We start from the raw sequence: 17,221 nt of genomic DNA on the forward strand, positions 1-17,221 counted from the left end.
CGTACCTCCTTTACAATTCAAGTGCCAGTTTACGGGATAGGTTCTTAAACTCCCGTGCTAATTCTTTTTCTGATAGAGCTTTAGGTGTCACAACTGAAATATTTTGAGTGATACTTGAACCCGTGGCATTACCTTGTCCAGATACACCTCTGTAATTAAAATCAAAGCTGGTTGGTACTGCATTTTGCATATCCCTTGAAACTGCTGTCATTGCATCCTCAAAACCTACACCGATACCTTCACCCATGTTGTGGCCAATTCCAGCAAATAGAGTTGAAGGGGAGCGGATACCGAAAAAGTCTTTTATCCTCGATACAACATTTCCGAAAAACCCGGATATTTTACCCCATAACCATGCACCTGCGTCTGATATACCCTTCCACAACCCTTTAATCAAATTGCCGCCCACTTGTGCCATTTGACCGATATAGCCAGTAAAGGCCCTAACCAGTCCAGAGATAATCTGCGGTACGGCTTTTACGATCTCCACGATTATCCTTGGCAGATTTGCAATCAGTGCCACAAACAGTTGTACACCCGCTAAGATAATCTTATCGATGTTACCAATAATGGCATTGACCAGCGAGCTAACAATCTTGGGAATAGCACCTACAACAGTAGTAATAATCTGTGGCAATGCCTGTATGAGTGATATTAGAAGCCGGATACCTGCATCAATAATCAAAGGAATCGACCCAATAACAGCACTGATGATACTATCGATAATTTGCGGAATTGCTTCCACAACTGCTGTAATAATGGTAGGCAAAGCTGTGACCAGTGAGGTCAATAATTGAATACCCGCATCAATAATCTGTGGAATAGATGCAATGATAAAATCCACTATTGCTTTGATGATGACCGGTAAGGCAGAAGTAAGCTGAGGTATTGCCTCTACCAATCCCTGTGCTAACCCTATAATCAACTGCAAAGCGGCATCCAAAATGAGTGGTAGGTTATCCATCAATCCTTGGACAATCTGCATAACTGCAGAAACTGCCGCAGGGATGAGTTGTGGTAACGCTATGCCGATTCCCTCCACAAGTGCTGTTACTAATTCAATTGCTGCATTTATTAGCAGTGGAAGGTTATCAATTAATGCACCGACAATCGTCATTAGAGCACTTACCGTCGCTGGAATAAGTTCGGGTAAAAGGCTCAAAATTGTTTCCAGTACTTGCGCGAATATATTTGTAACCAATTCAAGAAGCATTGGTAGCAAGTCTGCAACCGCCGCTAATATTGCGCCTGTCGCTTTTGGCAAGGCGGCTACGATATTTTCTAAAACCGGTACAATATTAGTGACAACCGCCTCGAAAGCATCAACAAGATTCTCAGTCAGATTCGTCATATCAGCATTGGCATTACCGAGTCCAGCTGTAAATGAACCAAGTGCGGCCTGTAGTAACCCAATAGAACCGGAGATTGTCTCGGTTGATTCTTTTGCAAAGTTACCTGCATACTGCTCTGTGTTCTCAAAGAACATTTGCATTGCTACTTCGGCTTTTTCCGCTTGTGTTGCGGTATTCCAAGTAAAATCCAGACCCTTTGCGAGAGCGTAGGCTTCAATGTTTGTAGCGTTCATCGCAACCCCTAAGTTATCCATCATGGTGAAATTTCCTTTTGCCGCTCCCGTGACCGCCTCCATTGCAGAAGACATATCTATACCCATTACAGATGCCATGTCCGCCGCACGTTGCATGGCCTTTTCTGTCAATTCAAGGCTTTTACGCTGTTCAATACCAGAGCCTTGGAACAACGCACCCATTTTGTTGGCGGTCGCAAGATACTCACTTTGGGAAACACCAAGATTTTTATAGGCTTCCTCACCGGTTTTTTGAATTGATGCAGCGTATGCACCGAAAACCGCTTCTGAGCCGCCCAGGTTTTGTTCCAACTCCCCAAATTGCGTGACTACTTCTTTACCCAACTTAATAGCCGCGGCTCCAGCGGCAACGGCAACTGCGCCCATCGCTACACCAATGCCTTTGAGTACACCGCCAAGCTTTTCAAATCTGCCACCTGCATCCTCTGCACTTTTGCCAGAATCCTCTAACTCTTCACCGAGATTATCCGCTTCAATAGTGGACTCTTCAAGTTCACGCTCCATAAGATTTAGTTCTGCCTGAGCCCTGTTTAATTGGACCTGCCAGTTTTGGGTGCGGTGGTCATTTTCACCGAAAGAGGAGGAGGCATTATCAAGGGCAGCCTTAAGGGTAGAAATCTTTTCTTTCTGTGCGTCAATTTCCTTATTCAGAACAGCATTACGAGCGGTGACCGACTGAATGGATTTATCATTCTTATCAAATTGGCTAGTCACAAGAGCCATTTCACTACCCAATACCTTGAATGATTGATTGATTTCCGAGAGCGCCTTCTTAAATTCTCGCTCACCCTCGACACCTATTTTTAATCCAAAATTGTCCGCCATCCCTTCACCTCCTCCTATATGCCTGGTGGGATAATATCGTCAATGGTCCGAGTTTTCTTTGGTTTTTCAATGCCGTGCCATTGCTTGTGGCAAGTCCATAAATCAAAAAACAGTCCAATTGGTATAAGCCAGAATTCCTCTGAGTCCATGCCCATCTGAACTGTTCCATAATAAAGAAGCCGGGTAAAGACCTCAGCGTCTGTTACCCGACTTCCACGTTTTTTGGAGTTTCCACCTCACTTTCTACATTGCGCTTTGTACCTTTGAACATCGCCTCGGTAATTGCAGTTTTATATGCCGCTAAGTCAAGCGGTGAGGTAAGAAGCTCCACTTCTTCCTCTGTAAGCAATTCTTCTGGTGCGTTCTTATTCTTAAGATTGCCAATTAAAATGGACTGATTTGCAAGCAACGTAATTAGCCAAACAATCTCGTCCAGTGCCATCTCGAAGTTTTCTGATTTCATCAGTTTTTCTCCGAGGTTTTCAAGACCACCGTAACGACCCGCAATGGCCTTTGTTGCTCGTGTAGTTAAAACCAGTTCATACTCTTTGTCACCAATGTTGATTGCGGCACCTCTCTCATTATCCATTATTTCTCCTCCTATGGTTCAGGTGTATAGACAGGCTCATAGACCTCTGTGAACCAACCTGTTATGGTGGTCGATGAAACACCAGGATCACCTTCTGTAACTTCCGCTTTCCATGGATGCTTACCCAATCCATCCAGCTTATTCCTACGCATAACGGTTCCTTCAATGGTGGGTGTGGAAAAGGTAATGGAATCAGCCTTTGTCTGTAAGTTGGTCGCTGGTAGTCCAAACTTAACGCGATACAGCCAAAAATAGCGGTATGTTCCGTTCGCCCTTTGCGCACGAAACCCCACTGCAACGGGTGTACCCACGTTTTCACTGGCTGAGATTAATACTCCGTTGTCATCTGTAGAAGCACCAGTTAAATCCGCTGCGACTATCGGACCAATGTCATCTACACCGAGAGTGAGTGTACCACTATTAAAATCTTTCACTACCTCAGCCGCACCATCATCGGCGTACAGAATGGCTTCCACCAGTTCTACCGAGAGTTCAGCAGTGATGGCTTTTGCCAGCACAGAAGGTTGGGCATAAGTTTCCTCACCATTATCGTCCTCGGTTATTTTTGTATAGTACAGTCTATCAAGACCAATCGTTGCCATGTGTTATTCCTCCAATCTATAGTTTTTTGCCACATCGATGGCATAATGATGATATCCAGTATCATCCTCGTGTCCGATGTATCTCCGTTCGGCCACAGTAAAATCCGCATTTATTAAAGAAGTGGTGAGCTGTCTTTTCCTCTTTAAGTAGTTACTTTTTGAGAACAATGATATCCTCGCTTCCTGCACATCAAAGCCTGGACGGTTATCCGCATGAACTTCAAAAATATCCGAAAGAGGGAGAATCACGACATACTCATCTGGTGCCAAACCTGAAAAAACCCCGGTTTCCACGGGGAGCGGTATAGTGGAAACAAGGGTATTCAATTCCTCTAAAATATTCATATCTTCTCGATCTCCTCCTCCAGCTTGGCGACCATTGCGTTGATGCAAGGTTTCCTAGATGCATTCCTCGCAGGCTTTAGGAAGGGTTTTGCAGGCTGACCATGTTTGCCATATTCGATAATGCTGGAAAGTTTAGCATTGCTCTCGCCGTCAGATCGTGGCTCGGCAAAGCCGACTTTTACATTGAAGTTTCCGTTTCTATCTTGCTTTGCTCCAGAAAGACCCAGTGAAGATAGCAACTCACCAGTGCTTTTGGATGGATATTTCGTGCCCTTGCCAACCACCTTACTTAGATTTCCTTTGACTTTATCCAGCACCACTTCACCGCCAACTTCCAAAACCTTAGGAAGAATCACATCGGTCTGGTCAGCTAATCGAGATACCTTTAAAAGGAATTCTTCTGGCATCTTTATATTCGCTTTTGCCATATCCATCACCTCACAGTTGGTTCTAGCTTTTCGGCTAAAACCTCGACATACATCCCTCGATTTCTTACATCCTCAACACTTAAAATTTGATATCTGCCATCATCACAGACGATAACCATTTCATTCGTCACCTTAAGTCCGAAGATTTTCCGAAACCGAAACAAGGAAGTTGCAGAAGAAAAGGATGCCATATTCGTCCATCGCTCACTGCCATGACGATCTTCCTTGTAAGCAAGTACACTAGCGAGTATGTTGTCACCTTTTGTGGCGAAGCCTTCCTCATCCTTTATCGGTACCGTACTAATGATATCGATGAAGGTGTTCATCTTTCCAAAGCTCATGCTAAACACCCCACTCTCGGTCAAGCCGTAAAAGCAAGTTTACCGTGTTCCATACTTGTTGCCCCGCCTGTACGCTATCAGCAAAGAAACCTGCCGTCGAGCCATCCCTGCTTTCATAGTTGTTGGAGGCATGGCATGGGTTTCATAATAGTTTTCAGGAACGTGCTGATAGCTCTGTGCATATGAGACTGCAGCAGTGATAAATCCAATAAGGAGTGCATCATCCTGATCATGCATTAAAATTAAGTTCGCTTTAACTTTAGGCAAAAGATTATCTGCCACTGCCATACCACCAACCTCCCTTACATTCCACCTCAGTCAGCCTCCATAAGCCCTGCTGCTTTTAGTTTGGCAAGCAGGGAATTGAAGTCCGTAACTAAGCCAGCAACATCGGTGGCTATGCTATCTGCCTGATTTTCAAGAACAGGAAGCCCCGTAACCGAGGCCCCCTCTTTAATTTCTAAGACACCACCGATGACAGTTTTTTCTCCGCCTTGTTCGGTATAGTTCTTTGTGTTATAACTCATAAAGCACCTCCGTTAGGCTTTCTGTTGGAGTACCTTAACGGCCTCCGGTAAGATAAGCTTTCCGTCAACACGCTGAGTAGCAATAAATCCTACTTGACCGGTAACAGCAAAGAGTTCATTTAATCGTTTGAATACACGTCCTTGACGGTCTGCTACCCAGTAATAACTAAAGTCACCGAATACCACAGTCTTTGCACCAGCTTCAATAGTAGGTACATAGGTTGAGGTATACAGCGGACGGTTAAGAATCGTATCAGGTGTACCCGCTTGGATGGAAGGTTGCCATAAGTACTGCCCATTACCATCCTTCAATTTGCGGATAGCTTTTATAGTTGCATCATTCATTACGAAAACTGCCTTGTTTCGATAAGGTGCTTTCAAGCTGTAGAATAAATCTAAAACCTCATCCAAAGTGATGGCAGTGGCACTAGCCGCAGTAACACCAACTTGACCTCCACCTGTAGCATTTAGAATTCCTGTCGGCTTGCCTGTACCGTCACCTACAAAGAAAGCTTCCTCCTCCTTATTCCCAATACGACGTGCAAATTCTCTTGTGATGTAGCTTTCGAGATTAAACACAGAATCATTTAGTAGTTCCTCAGAGACTTTAATCATCGTTGCTAGTTTATAAGCACCGATAGATACTTGACCGAAGCTGTCATCACTCTCTGGAATAGCTCCTTCTTCATCAATCCAGCTTGCTGTGCCTTTGCTTGCAACAACAGGAATCTTGCGGTCACCAGAAGATGTAGTGATTACATTGGCCAGTCTACGGAAAATATTTTCTTCCTCTAGAGCTTCTACTAGCGTACGCTCAAACTCATCCGGTACAAGGAATCCGCCTTCAGAATCGGTGCCAATCTTTAGAGCGTTCCTTACTCCATAGCTGACATTGTCACGCATTGCGTTCCAGAAAGCCTTTTTGTATTCAGCACTTGCACGACCAGTCTTTTCCTCTCCAGTTCTAGTAGGTTCGTTCGTAATTGGGTTACTGGTAGCTTTCGACAGTTCCAAGTCGATAGATGCTTGACGCTCCAGACGCTCAATTTCCTTACCAAGAGCCACCACATCGGCTTCCATTTTTTCATAGGTTGTCGTGTCCTCTGCGGATAGAAGCCCATCACCACCACGTTTTGAGTCTAGGAATGCCTTTGCCGCGTCCCATGCTTTAGCGCGTTTCTCGCGCAATTCAAGAATTTTACTCATTGTTATTTTCCTCCCTTAAAATTAGTGCGAAATTAAAGAAAGCCGCTTATCAAGCGACTCAATGGGTGTACCTGTTTTCTGTTTTGGTTGTTTTGGCAGCTTGCTGATAAGCGAGTTAGTAACCGCCATCCTGCTAAAAATAAGACCATCCGTCAAATCCGGTGTTTCACTTTCCATGAACATAATCTTGTCTGCAAAACCTAGTTCAATGGCTTTATTCGCATTCATCCATGATTCTGCATCCATCAGATGAGAGAGTTTTGTTCGAGAAAGACCCGTCTTTAACTCATAGGCATTAATAATACTTTCCTTGACCTCATCTAATAGAGCCTTTGCTCGCAACATTTCCTCACTATCACCGATAGCAATCGTTGACGGGTTATGAATCATAAGCATCGATACAGGAGACATATATACATCTCCACCTGCCATGGCAATAACGGATGCCGCACTTGCCGCAAGCCCATCAATCTTTACAGTGACTTTTCCGGTATACTCCATCAGCATGTTATAAATCTGAGCGGCTGCGAACACATCACCTCCAGGGGAATTAATCCACACCGTAATGTCGCCTGTGCTTGCCAGCAGTTCATCTTTGAAAACCTTAGGTGTGACCTCATCACCCCACCACGTTTCTTCGGATATCACTCCATTTAAATAGAGGGTACGTTCCTCATCAGAATCTCGCACCCAGTTCCAAAACTTCCTCATCTACTGACCTCCTTCGGTTTTGGCAAACGCACCTGCGTTAGCCAGTTTTGTCATATTTCCGTTTACCAGATATAAATCGCCACCTTCCTCAGCTGGTATGCGGTTCATATCCTCCAGTTCACGGATATCGTTGGCTGACATCCAGCCGTTTTGCCGACCTGTAGCGTAGCCGTTCATACGACTTTGGTAATCGCCACGAAGCAAACCATCTAAATTGAACTTGATAAACAGTGAAGTTTTCTCAGAAGGCAAAATTAGCGATTGCTGGAGACTTTGTTCCCATCGCACCACCCATGGATCGAGAGTGTATTTTACAAACTCCAAAGACTGCTGTTCAATATTGGAGAAACTAGATTTCTCAAGATCACCTACCATGTGGGGCGGTACTCGGAAAATCCTCGCAATCTCATTAATTTGGAATTTCCGTGTTTCAAGAAACTGTGCCTGTTCCGGTGGGATACCAATGGCTTGAAACTTCATGCCTTCTTCCAACACAGCAATTTTGTGAGCATTACCCGTGCCTTGGTAGGCGCTATTCCAACTATCCTTGACCCACTGTATATCTTTGATTACTCCTGGGTGTTCCAGCACACCTCCCGGATTAGCACCATTGGCAAAGAATGCCGCACCATACTCTTCAGTAGCTAGGGACATACCGATTGCATTTTTTGCCATAGCGATAGGGCTATAACCAATGAGTCCATCAAAGCCTAAGCCAGGTATGTGTAGAACTTCATCTTTACGGAGTGTGACATAGCCGCCTTTTGGGTTTAGGCCACTTTCGTCAGTATCACGGTAATAGGTGTAGACCAGCTCTCCGTTTGTTGCTCGACTAACTTCCATCTTGTTAGGGAGTAGGGGATAAAGTGCAACCGCCTGCCCACGACCGTTTCTGACCACCTGTGCATAGGCATTTCCCCAAAGCAAAAGATGACTCATCAGTGTTTCTCGAAACACGAATGAAGTCATCTCTGGATTTGGTTCATCATGAAGAAGGTAATATAACGGGTGGAAAGAAATCTTTTCTTTGCCTCCATCAGAACGATATCTATATACATGAAGTGGCAGTCCGGCAATCGCTTCAGCTAGTATTCTTACACAGGCATACACCGCTGTTGACTGCATTGCAGTACGCTCATTCACTGTTTTACCAGATGACGTACCGCCAAACAAAAAGGAAAATGCACTGCCTACACGGTTTTGCGGTTTGTCCCTTGACCGAAACAGTCCTTTTATTAGATTCATAGGCGTCACCTCCGAATATAAACATTGTGCTAACCATTAAGGTTTAAAAGACAATCAAACCACGCTCGTCATACACCGAATCTCCACTATTACCTGAGCCACAGCGAATAGCACGATCAAGTGCCATGATAGTTGCAACAGCTCCATCTATTTTTTCTGTACTTTTTTCCTTGTCTGGCTTCAAGTTGCCTGCCGGATCGGTTTTTATAAAGATATTGTCCATCATCCAACGAAGCACTGGATGCCCACCGTGTGCTATCCTTTCTTCTAATGTCAATTTTATCAGTTCTTTGGTTGGTGGTGACATATCTTTAAAACCTTGACCGAATGGAACGACAGTAAAGCCTAACCCTTCAAGGTTCTGCACCATTTGAACTGCTCCCCATCGGTCAAAAGCAATCTCTCGAATGTTATACTTTTCTCCAAGTTCCTCAATAAACCGTTCAATGTAGCCGTAATGCACTACATTGCCTTCTGTGGTTAGAATATACCCTTGTTTCTCCCAAAGATCGTATTGTACATGGTCCCTTCTGACTCGGAGGTCAATGTTGTCCTCTGGCATCCAAAAATACGGAAGAACAATGTATTTATCTGTTTCATCCTCTGGTGGGAATACCAACACAAAGGCGGTAATATCTGTTGTAGAAGATAAGTCAAGACCTCCATAACACACCCGTCCTTCAAGACTTTCTGGTATAACTGGAAATGCACAGGCATCCCACTTTGCCATTGGCATCCAACGGACAGACTGTTTAACCCACTGATTCAAGCGCAATTGTCGGAAGCTGTTCTCCTCAGCTGGGTTCTGCTTTGCACTTTCACAAGCTGCCCTTACCTTGTCAATCCCCACCGTAATTCCCAAACTTGGATTTGCTTTCTTCCACACTTTTGGATCTGTCCAATCATCCTCTTCTTTGGCACCATAGATTACGGGGTAAAAGGTAGGATCATATTTTCTGCCCTCAATAATATCAACCGCTTTTTGGTGGGTTTCATAGCAAATACTCTGGGTATCCGTTCCCGCAGTGGTGATAAGAAAATAGAGTGGTTGGGTCCTCGCATCCCCAGAACCTTTTGTCATCACGTCAAATAGTTTCCGGTTTGGTTGAGTATGAAGTTCATCAAAAACAACACCATGTATATTGAAGCCGTGTTTGGAGTAGGCTTCAGCCGACAATACCTGATAGAAGCTGTTGGTCGGCAGATACACCAATCGCTTAGTTGAAGCTAGCAACTTTACACGTTTATTCAGTGCCGGACACATCCGCACCATATCGGCTGCTACTTCAAATACAATCGATGCCTGCTGGCGGTCGGCGGCACAACCGTACACCTCCGCCCGTTCTTCACCATCACCGCAAGTGAGGAGAAGTGCGATCGCTGCGGCAAGCTCGCTTTTTCCCATCTTTTTAGGTATCTCTACATAAGCAGTGTTAAACTGCCGATATCCATCTGGCTTTAAAATTCCGAATAAATCACGGATTATTTGTTCCTGCCAATCGATAAGTTCAAAAGGCTTACCTGCCCATAAACCTTTCGTATGGGAGAGTGCTTCGATAAAAGCCACAGCGTAATCGGCCGCATCCTTATCGTAATATGACCCATCAGCTATAAAGGCGGTCGGCTTATATTTCTTCAATTTCCGCATAAACACCGCCCCTTTTATGAAAAAGGACAAAAGAAAAGAGCCTCAATCCTATAGATGAAGCTCTTCTCCTTATCCTGTTTTTATTTTATTTACTTATTTTCATCCACTTCCCCCGTCAGTATGAAATGGGCATACTCCGCTTTATGGTCTATTAAATAGACTGCCAATTCATAAAACCCTCGTTCATTTGCTTCATACTGTACTCGGTTTACATCGAACATATTTGTGACTCCACTTTCTCGGATGGAAAGGATTTGTTCTTTGATTATTTCATTCATTAGCTGACTCCTTCGAAAACAATATTACAATATAAATCTATATATTTACTGCCACATTTCCCTTAAATTGTGTATGTTTTACTCTTCGATTTTCTTGCATAAATCCTCACCAAAGGCCACTCCAAGGGAGCCACCAGAATCCCAACTGACATGAATCGTTCCTATATCATCAACACTAGTAACCGTACCTTTCGCTCCAGGCTGAAGTTTGGTATAAGGGTCGTTCATTTTAAGTAGCATGACACGGGTTCCTGGAGTGTAATAGCTTCTAAGTTGCTTTAGCATTTCTGGGTGAATGATATTCAATTTTCACTCACCTCCTGCTTGACCGTTCCGCTTTTGAAAGCGGAGCTACCTGAAAGCCTCGAGAGGAGAATCTTTCGTTCCATCTTATATTCTGGTCCGATAAAACCAAGCCTTAGAAGGAAACAACGGAAAGCGTACTTTTCATTCTCTACTGATTTCTCGGTGGAATTGACACGGGTCTGTTTTTTCGCCATTTCGCAAAGTGCCGTGACAAAATGGGTGTATGCCTTAACCTCTTCTGCGGAGCACTCACCTTGAAACCAAGGGAAGGCGACAAATTCATCATTTACAATGATGGGGATGGAATCCGTATTAAGTGCTTTCTTTATAAGAGTAGCTTTACTTTCTACTAACCCTTTTAGATTCTCGAGTGCAGTATCGGTAAATTCTGCCCGTGGCATTTGAATTATCAGATTGATAGATTCTTCAGTTTCATTCGCTTCTGCTTTCGGAGGTGGTGTGTCAAATTCTTCTGAAATTGCTTTGAAGTCGTGAAAGTCCAATAGTTTATCAACCAGTTCCTTATTATCTGGTCCACTAAGTACCCCGTTTTTATTAACATTGTAGTCCGCCACCTCATAGGCAAATGTAGGTGCTCCAAGATATTTTATAGGGGCATTCAGTTGTTGGCTGATCGCATTAACCAGTGCCTTTCTTTTTGGTCCTGTAACATTATAGTTAATCTGCATTTTCATACCGCCTTTCTACTTTCGGTACGTACATATATCACTCTAAAAGCTGTTAATATCAAGTCATTTAGAGCATCTTTCTGTAGAAAATACGATTCCATTAATCGGCGGTATTTTGTGTAGATAACACAATGCCAGTTAGCACAAAACAGACACACGGAAGGGCTACGCCATTACCCCACATTTTGTATTCGGCTGCATCGGAATGAGGTTTGTTTAGCCATTTTATAATCTGATTTCTTGTTTTTGGCTTTTTGCTTTTACCTATAATTTTGCGGTGAGTTTCCCAAACCTCCATCCAGAATGAAATTTCATCTTCTGTAGGATTTTCCGTACCAAGATCATCACACCAATCATCGGGAAAACCTTGCAATCTTGCACATTCTGTTGGTGTAAGCCTTCGAACAATATAGTCCGGCTCAATCAATCCGTTTTGATAACCTAGATTAGTGCCATTAATAATCGTATTTGATGTGCCGTCCTGTCTGTAGCATTGACTCTCAGCTTTCATCTGAGGATAAAACGAAGCTGGTTGTGCCACTGCTCCAGGACCTTTTGCTGTGAGCGTAGGTTGCTGTTCTTCATCTATGGTCGGTTTATATAGAGCGTTCTTTCCTTGATTAAAAGCCGCCCGATCAATACCGTAAGAAGGCTGAGTCACAACAGGAGCATCCTTGTAATCTCTCGACAATAACGTTGGTGCTTTATCTTCTTCAACCTGTGCATAGGCTCCGGTAGTCATAGCATAGGCAACAGCATGGCGGTCAGCGGTATTAAGCGTAAAAGAAACATCTTCATCTATACCGCTTCCTTGGGGACCGTTTTTATCCTCTCTTCCAATCATCGAGCCTTGCAGAGCAACTACTGCTATACCACCTTGATTACACCCCGGATTTCCTCCATTGGCATCAATAGTTCGAGAAGTATCCGCTTCATATATACCGCTATGTGGATTGCTTGACTGCATGGAGTTGCTTTTATCAGAACAGATGCCATATGCAGTAGGCACAAAAACAGTCTGATCATTATTGCATCCAAGAGTTGCAGACTTATCATCTTGTATCAATGCACCCTTACCACCGCCTTCACAGCCGGAGCGGATTTTTAATGTTTTAGGAGTGTTCATAATAAGAGGTACATTCCCTCCACCAGTTCCCATCCGAGAAGTCAGCGTCTGTACTTTATTATCCTCCGAGAGTTTCACACGGCTATCAGTTGGATGGTTTTCAATGACAACAGCTGTTTGATTATCTCCCATGTTTGCACGAAGTGATCCACTTAAGTTTTCGTCAGTATGGCCACCAACTCGAGAAGCAGCACCCGGTTCAAAGGACATGACTGCACCTGGGACAACACCTGCTCTAAGTGTAGGGGAACGTTCTTCCTCATATCCTACACTTCTGCTCTTGGCACTGTGTTCAGTACAAAATCCGCTTGACTGCATTACGCAAGGCTGATGTCCATGTTCCTCTGCTCGAAGTGTTGCTGTAATATCCTTCGAAACAGACATCACTCTTCCGCCTTGGTCATTTAGGCAAGTTATGCTATCGCCTGTTTTTCCAGAGCAGTTTTTAGCACTTCCGGCAGTTCTTTGCCACGGGCTGCCGCTCGGCGTAAAATCCCTTGACAAGCCTTCGGACTCAAATAGTATTTCTCCGGCACATCCGTCTGCAAAATCTGCGACAAGGTAGATTCTACGACGACGTTGGGGGACTCCGAAATATTGCGCATCGATAGTTCGGTAACCCACACTCCATCCGTCTCCCATATAGATGTCAGCGTATGGCCATCGTCCTTTTTCAGGTAAAGGCATCGAGGTGTTCGGCTCTTTGACACTGATGACCGTTTCGAGGACTGCTTTGAAGTCTTCTCCTTTATTCGACGAGAATGCACCGAGGACATTTTCCCAGACTGCGTACCTTGGATATTGTCCATTGGTCTTACACCTCATTTCCTTAATAATTCGGATTGCTTCATAAAAAAGGACGGATTGCTCTCCGTCCAAACCAGCTCTTTTACCTGCCACACTCATATCCGTGCATGGAGAGCCAAAGGTTATGATATCTACAGGCGGAAGCTCCGCACCATTTAATTTGTTTATATCTCCATAATGCTTCATCTGAGGGATACGTTTAGTCGTAACCCGTATAGGAAACGGCTCAATTTCAGATGCCCATAAAGGTTCGATGCCACAAAGCAAACCACCCAAAGGAAAACCACCACTGCCATCAAAGAGGGAACCAAGTGTCAATTTACTCATCCTCATTCACCTCTGGCAGGTCACAATATCTGAATTTCAAGCCATCTCTTAATAGAAATACACCATCAGAGTTTCCCACTTGCTCAATATATCTTTTCACAATAACATCGCAGTACTTTTCATCCAGTTCAATGGTGTAGCAGATTCTATCTGTTTGCTCACAGGCAATCAGTGTACTTCCTGAACCCCCAAAGGGATCAAGCACAATACAGTTACTAAGGCTTGAGTTCATAATGGGATATGCCACAAGCGCCACTGGCTTCATGGTTGGGTGGTCGCCGTTCTTCTTTGGTTTCTCAAACTCCCAGATGGTAGTCTGCTTACGGTCTGAATACCAAAGATGCTTGCCTTTCTTTTTCCAACCGAAAAGAACTGGTTCATGCTGCCATTGATATGGGGAGCGACCGAGAACAAGGGACTGCTTTTTCCATATACAAGTACCAGAAAGATAAAATCCTGCATCGGAGAATGCTCTTCTAAAATTGAGTCCTTCCGTATCAGCATGAAATACATAAATAGATGCGTCCTTTGCCATCGCTGCTTCGGTGTTTTGAAATGCCGCAAGCAGAAAATCATAGAACGCTTCATTCGCCATATTGTCATTTTTGATTTTTCCAGCAGTGCCTTCATAGTTAACGTTATATGGAGGGTCCGTGACTACCAGATTGGCAGCTTTCCCATCCATTAAGACATTAAAGGTGTCTTTCTTTGTACTGTCTCCGCAGACTAATCGATGTTGTCCAAGTATCCAAACATCCCCTAAATGCGAAACAGCGGGCTTTTTCAGCTCGCTGTCCACATCGAAATCATCTTCTTTTATATTATCCTTAAGGGAATCTTTGAAAAGATCCTCCAACTCCCCTGGGTCAAACCCTGTAAGAGAAACATCAAAATCAGAAGCATCTAGGTCTGTGATGAGAAGTGCCAGTTTATCTTTATCCCAATCGCCACTTATTTTATTTAGTGCAATATTCAGAGCCTTTTCCTTTTGCTCGTCCATTTCAACTACTACACATTCTATTTCATCCATGCCCATACTAAGCAGGACTTTCAAACGCTGATGACCTCCGATAACTTTGCCTGTGGTCTTATTCCATATAACGGGTTCTACATATCCAAACTCCTCAAGAGAGCGTTTAAGCTTCTCATATTCTGGATCACCTGGTTTTAAATCCTTCCTTGGGTTATAGTCAGCGGGGATGAGTAGTTTCGTTTTAATCCTCTCTATCAACATACTTTTCCACCGCCTTTCTAAATTCACTATATTTATTTACATCCTCCCATGGGAACAAACAACTATTAAAATGGCCATAAGCCGCGGTGTCAGAGTAAATGACATTTCTAAGACGTAGCTTTTCAATGATGGCCGCGGGTCTTAAGTTGAAAGTCTCCTGGGCAGCAAGAGTTAATATTTCATCAGAAACAGTGCCAGTACCAAGGGTATTTACAGTAAAAGCTACTGGATTTGCCTTACCAATGGCATAGGAAATACTCACTTCACATTTCTTTGCATAACCACACCAAACGATATGCTTGGCAATATAGCGAGCCATGTAAGCACCGCTTCGGTCAACTTTGGTTGGGTCTTTACCACAAAGAGCACCACCTCCATGAGATGTAAGCCCTCCGTAGGTATCGACCATGATTTTTCTACCGGTCAAACCCGTATCAGCAGCGGGACCGCCAAGAACAAACTGACCAGAGGGATTGATGAGAATTTCTGTTTCATCATCAAAAGGGAAGTCCTCAAAACACTGCCATAAGACATTGTTAAGGATGTCTGCCTTAAGTTCTTCCTGTGTTTTATTCTTATCATGCTGTACCGAAATTACGATTGTCTTTATTCTCACTGGAGTGTCATCATCATATTCCACCGTTACCTGTGCTTTACCATCGGGAAGAATACCTTTTATTAATTTTCCTTTGCGACAATCATCCAGTCTCTTTACGATTCTGTGAGATAGTACAAGGGGTAGGGAGAGCATTTCTCTTGTTTCCTTTGTAGCAAAGCCATACATTGTTCCCTGGTCTCCAGCACCTATGGAACCGTACTGTTCGTTTATTCCATTTCGTGCTTCCAGTGCGGTATTCACACCAGCTGCAATATCTACACTTTGATTATGTACATACACATAAATCAAAAATTTTAAAGGGTTATATCCAATCTCTTTTAGTACATTCCTAACAATGTATCGGATGTCGATTTTCTCGCTACAGGAGATCTCGCCCGCCACGATAATCTTTCCTTTAGTCGCCATAACCTCGCAAGCCACCCTTGATGCCCTATCTTTACGTAGGCAAGCTTCCAAAATGCTATCTGCAATGATGTCACATAGTTTGTCAGGATGCCCGGCGCATACACTTTCTGCTGTTAAGTATTTTTTACTCATTACATCATATCTCCTCATCTTTATTTTCCTCTGCGGGCAGATAGCAGTCGCTCCATCACGTCGTCCTGTGGATTTAAACCTGAATACTCTGTAGCACAATTCTCTCGAACGATTTGATATATCTCCATCCATAGCCTATTTGTCTGACTCATAAAGTTCTGACTCATCGCTACATAGGGACTTTGAATAGCATTGCCGGTGGTTGGGTGCTTAGCTAGAAAGCCAAACTCAGTTACTGCTTCCTCACACTGTATCCATCTGGCCGCACTCATGGCATATCGCTCTAGAAGCTGTGGAAGTACCAAATGGGCACAGCCACGTTCCTCAAGCCATTTCCATGTAATTTCATAGATTTCACTTGCTACTAGGGTTTTCCCATCCTTTTGCACTGCGGAGAGCATGGCCATTGGCTTTGGCATTTCTTGCCCCTTCAGGTCAGCGGTATTTTGGAACTCCACGACTTCAAGCTTTCTCTTACCGGGATTTCCCTCTGCAATTTTGTCAGCAAGCGGTTTCTTCTTTTGACCGGAGCCTATACGGGCACCTCCACGATTTGTTCCGTCTTTGGCCATTCACTCACCTCTTTTCATCGATGGGCCTATTACCCTGTTTGAAACCGCGAATTTTCACGCGTTGCCCCACGCCCGTTACACAAAGAAAAAGCTGTAGAGATTTGACTCCCCCTACCGGGTTCTCCAACGGTCTCCATCTCTTACTGTGATTGCAGAGTGGCAAGGTGTACAAAGAGCCATCAGATTACTTCTATCGTGAGTCCCTCCTCTTGCAAGTGGAAGAATGTGATGCACTTCGGTTGCTGGGGTCAGCTTTCCTTGTCGTTTACATTCCTCACAAAGAGGATGAGCTGCAATGTAACGGTCACGTATTCTTTTCCAAGCACGCCCATAACGCTTACGGGTTGCTGGATCACGGTCATACTTTTCATACCGTGCGGCTTCCTTCTTGCCATGCTCTTCACAAAAGCGCTTGTCGGTTAGCTCTGGGCAACCAGGGTAAGAGCACGGTCGCTTAGGTTTTTTTGGCATACTGCACCTCCTTTTGCCCATAGAAAAAGCCCTCGCAGGAGAAATACTCCCGTGAAGGCTTCTGTTTATTAATATTCCATACTACCATTATATAACTTTCACTACGGACAAACAGTGTCAGCGTATGCCAAACTGTGCCAAAGTGTGCCAACTTTATAGATTATCGTCTGGAACTATAGCTT

At 44.0% G+C, this 17,221-nt stretch carries 20 protein-coding genes; all 20 read right to left on the reverse strand.

What is annotated here, in order from left to right; all coding sequences use genetic code 11:
• Positions 1-10: 10 nt before the first annotated feature.
• The gene (locus tag I5818_RS23355; RefSeq protein ID WP_078110004.1) at positions 11-2,431 is read right to left on the reverse strand and encodes a phage tail protein; all 2,421 of its coding nucleotides are present in this window, start codon (positions 2,429-2,431) and stop codon (positions 11-13) included.
• A 202-nt stretch (positions 2,432-2,633) separates the two neighbouring features.
• Complete coding sequence (locus tag I5818_RS23360) at positions 2,634-3,020, reverse strand: hypothetical protein (protein ID WP_078110003.1); 387 nt, start codon at positions 3,018-3,020, stop codon at positions 2,634-2,636.
• An 11-nt stretch (positions 3,021-3,031) separates the two neighbouring features.
• The gene (locus tag I5818_RS23365; RefSeq protein WP_078110002.1) at positions 3,032-3,622 is read right to left on the reverse strand and encodes a major tail protein; all 591 of its coding nucleotides are present in this window, start codon (positions 3,620-3,622) and stop codon (positions 3,032-3,034) included.
• A gap of 3 nt (positions 3,623-3,625) precedes the next feature.
• Entirely contained in the window at positions 3,626-3,967 is a 342-nt protein-coding gene (locus tag I5818_RS23370) for a hypothetical protein (protein WP_078110001.1), read from the reverse strand.
• Positions 3,964-4,395: an HK97-gp10 family putative phage morphogenesis protein gene (locus I5818_RS23375; protein ID WP_078110000.1), complete on the reverse strand. Its 432-nt coding sequence runs from the start codon at positions 4,393-4,395 to the stop codon at positions 3,964-3,966. The genes I5818_RS23370 and I5818_RS23375 overlap by 4 nt, the downstream gene beginning before the upstream one ends.
• A 5-nt stretch (positions 4,396-4,400) precedes the next feature.
• Positions 4,401-4,736 (reverse strand): head-tail adaptor protein, encoded by a 336-nt coding sequence (locus tag I5818_RS23380; protein WP_028988112.1) that lies wholly within the window; start codon positions 4,734-4,736, stop codon positions 4,401-4,403.
• A 39-nt stretch (positions 4,737-4,775) separates the two neighbouring features.
• Positions 4,776-5,024, reverse strand: coding sequence for a head-tail connector protein (locus tag I5818_RS23385; RefSeq protein WP_459213265.1), 249 nt, complete (start codon positions 5,022-5,024; stop codon positions 4,776-4,778).
• A 26-nt stretch (positions 5,025-5,050) separates the two neighbouring features.
• A complete protein-coding gene (locus tag I5818_RS23390) occupies positions 5,051-5,263 on the reverse strand; it encodes a head fiber protein (RefSeq protein ID WP_078109999.1) in 213 nt (70 codons plus the stop codon).
• Positions 5,264-5,275: 12 nt separating this feature from the next.
• Entirely contained in the window at positions 5,276-6,469 is a 1,194-nt protein-coding gene (locus I5818_RS23395; protein ID WP_078109998.1) for a phage major capsid protein, read from the reverse strand.
• A 21-nt stretch (positions 6,470-6,490) separates the two neighbouring features.
• Positions 6,491-7,180 carry a head maturation protease, ClpP-related gene (locus I5818_RS23400; protein ID WP_078109997.1) on the reverse strand — a complete coding sequence of 230 codons (690 nt, stop codon included), beginning with the start codon at positions 7,178-7,180 and terminating at the stop codon, positions 6,491-6,493.
• Positions 7,181-8,425 carry a phage portal protein gene (locus I5818_RS23405; RefSeq protein WP_078109996.1) on the reverse strand — a complete coding sequence of 415 codons (1,245 nt, stop codon included), beginning with the start codon at positions 8,423-8,425 and terminating at the stop codon, positions 7,181-7,183.
• A 43-nt stretch (positions 8,426-8,468) separates the two neighbouring features.
• Positions 8,469-10,073 carry a terminase large subunit gene (locus I5818_RS23410; RefSeq protein WP_078109995.1) on the reverse strand — a complete coding sequence of 535 codons (1,605 nt, stop codon included), beginning with the start codon at positions 10,071-10,073 and terminating at the stop codon, positions 8,469-8,471.
• A gap of 89 nt (positions 10,074-10,162) precedes the next feature.
• Positions 10,163-10,351, reverse strand: a complete 189-nt coding sequence (locus I5818_RS23415; protein ID WP_078109994.1) for a DUF5049 domain-containing protein — start codon at positions 10,349-10,351, stop codon at positions 10,163-10,165.
• A gap of 78 nt (positions 10,352-10,429) precedes the next feature.
• Positions 10,430-10,657: a DUF4314 domain-containing protein gene (locus tag I5818_RS23420; RefSeq protein WP_072903420.1), complete on the reverse strand. Its 228-nt coding sequence runs from the start codon at positions 10,655-10,657 to the stop codon at positions 10,430-10,432.
• Positions 10,654-11,346, reverse strand: coding sequence for a virulence protein (locus tag I5818_RS23425; protein ID WP_078109993.1), 693 nt, complete (start codon positions 11,344-11,346; stop codon positions 10,654-10,656). The genes I5818_RS23420 and I5818_RS23425 overlap by 4 nt, the downstream gene beginning before the upstream one ends.
• A gap of 100 nt (positions 11,347-11,446) precedes the next feature.
• Positions 11,447-13,606: a DNA cytosine methyltransferase gene (locus I5818_RS23430; protein WP_078109992.1), complete on the reverse strand. Its 2,160-nt coding sequence runs from the start codon at positions 13,604-13,606 to the stop codon at positions 11,447-11,449.
• Complete coding sequence (locus tag I5818_RS23435; RefSeq protein ID WP_078109991.1) at positions 13,599-14,840, reverse strand: site-specific DNA-methyltransferase; 1,242 nt, start codon at positions 14,838-14,840, stop codon at positions 13,599-13,601. The genes I5818_RS23430 and I5818_RS23435 overlap by 8 nt, the downstream gene beginning before the upstream one ends.
• On the reverse strand, positions 14,821-15,996 hold the full coding sequence (gene metK, locus I5818_RS23440; protein WP_139358121.1) for a methionine adenosyltransferase: 1,176 nt from the start codon (positions 15,994-15,996) through the stop codon (positions 14,821-14,823). The genes I5818_RS23435 and metK overlap by 20 nt, the downstream gene beginning before the upstream one ends.
• Before the next feature lie 20 nt (positions 15,997-16,016).
• Entirely contained in the window at positions 16,017-16,415 is a 399-nt protein-coding gene (locus I5818_RS23445; RefSeq protein WP_455749001.1) for a P27 family phage terminase small subunit, read from the reverse strand.
• Between the two features lie 264 nt (positions 16,416-16,679).
• Positions 16,680-17,060 (reverse strand): HNH endonuclease, encoded by a 381-nt coding sequence (locus I5818_RS23450; protein WP_459213264.1) that lies wholly within the window; start codon positions 17,058-17,060, stop codon positions 16,680-16,682.
• Positions 17,061-17,221: the final 161 nt, after the last annotated feature.

Origin of the sequence: Heyndrickxia oleronia (assembly GCF_017809215.1) — a bacterium.
Taxonomy (GTDB): Bacteria; Bacillota; Bacilli; order Bacillales; family Bacillaceae_C; genus Heyndrickxia; species Heyndrickxia oleronia.

Bases quoted from the DNA above. Each gene is read 5' to 3' on its own strand.
- I5818_RS23355 (WP_078110004.1), bottom strand. From the start codon at position 2,431: ATGGCGGACAATTTTGGATTAAAAATAGGTGTCGAGGGTGAGCGAGAA.
- I5818_RS23360 (WP_078110003.1), bottom strand. From the start codon at position 3,020: ATGGATAATGAGAGAGGTGCCGCAATCAACATTGGTGACAAAGAGTAT.
- I5818_RS23365 (WP_078110002.1), bottom strand. From the start codon at position 3,622: ATGGCAACGATTGGTCTTGATAGACTGTACTATACAAAAATAACCGAG.
- I5818_RS23370 (WP_078110001.1), bottom strand. From the start codon at position 3,967: ATGAATATTTTAGAGGAATTGAATACCCTTGTTTCCACTATACCGCTC.
- I5818_RS23375 (WP_078110000.1), bottom strand. From the start codon at position 4,395: ATGGCAAAAGCGAATATAAAGATGCCAGAAGAATTCCTTTTAAAGGTA.
- I5818_RS23380 (WP_028988112.1), bottom strand. From the start codon at position 4,736: ATGAGCTTTGGAAAGATGAACACCTTCATCGATATCATTAGTACGGTA.
- I5818_RS23385 (WP_459213265.1), bottom strand. From the start codon at position 5,024: ATGGCAGTGGCAGATAATCTTTTGCCTAAAGTTAAAGCGAACTTAATT.
- I5818_RS23390 (WP_078109999.1), bottom strand. From the start codon at position 5,263: ATGAGTTATAACACAAAGAACTATACCGAACAAGGCGGAGAAAAAACT.
- I5818_RS23395 (WP_078109998.1), bottom strand. From the start codon at position 6,469: ATGAGTAAAATTCTTGAATTGCGCGAGAAACGCGCTAAAGCATGGGAC.
- I5818_RS23400 (WP_078109997.1), bottom strand. From the start codon at position 7,180: ATGAGGAAGTTTTGGAACTGGGTGCGAGATTCTGATGAGGAACGTACC.
- I5818_RS23405 (WP_078109996.1), bottom strand. From the start codon at position 8,425: ATGAATCTAATAAAAGGACTGTTTCGGTCAAGGGACAAACCGCAAAAC.
- I5818_RS23410 (WP_078109995.1), bottom strand. From the start codon at position 10,073: ATGCGGAAATTGAAGAAATATAAGCCGACCGCCTTTATAGCTGATGGG.
- I5818_RS23415 (WP_078109994.1), bottom strand. From the start codon at position 10,351: ATGAATGAAATAATCAAAGAACAAATCCTTTCCATCCGAGAAAGTGGA.
- I5818_RS23425 (WP_078109993.1), bottom strand. From the start codon at position 11,346: ATGCAGATTAACTATAATGTTACAGGACCAAAAAGAAAGGCACTGGTT.
- I5818_RS23430 (WP_078109992.1), bottom strand. From the start codon at position 13,606: ATGAGTAAATTGACACTTGGTTCCCTCTTTGATGGCAGTGGTGGTTTT.
- I5818_RS23435 (WP_078109991.1), bottom strand. From the start codon at position 14,840: ATGTTGATAGAGAGGATTAAAACGAAACTACTCATCCCCGCTGACTAT.
- metK (WP_139358121.1), bottom strand. From the start codon at position 15,996: ATGAGTAAAAAATACTTAACAGCAGAAAGTGTATGCGCCGGGCATCCT.
- I5818_RS23445 (WP_455749001.1), bottom strand. From the start codon at position 16,415: ATGCCAAAGCCAATGGCCATGCTCTCCGCAGTGCAAAAGGATGGGAAA.
- I5818_RS23450 (WP_459213264.1), bottom strand. From the start codon at position 17,060: ATGGGCAAAAGGAGGTGCAGTATGCCAAAAAAACCTAAGCGACCGTGC.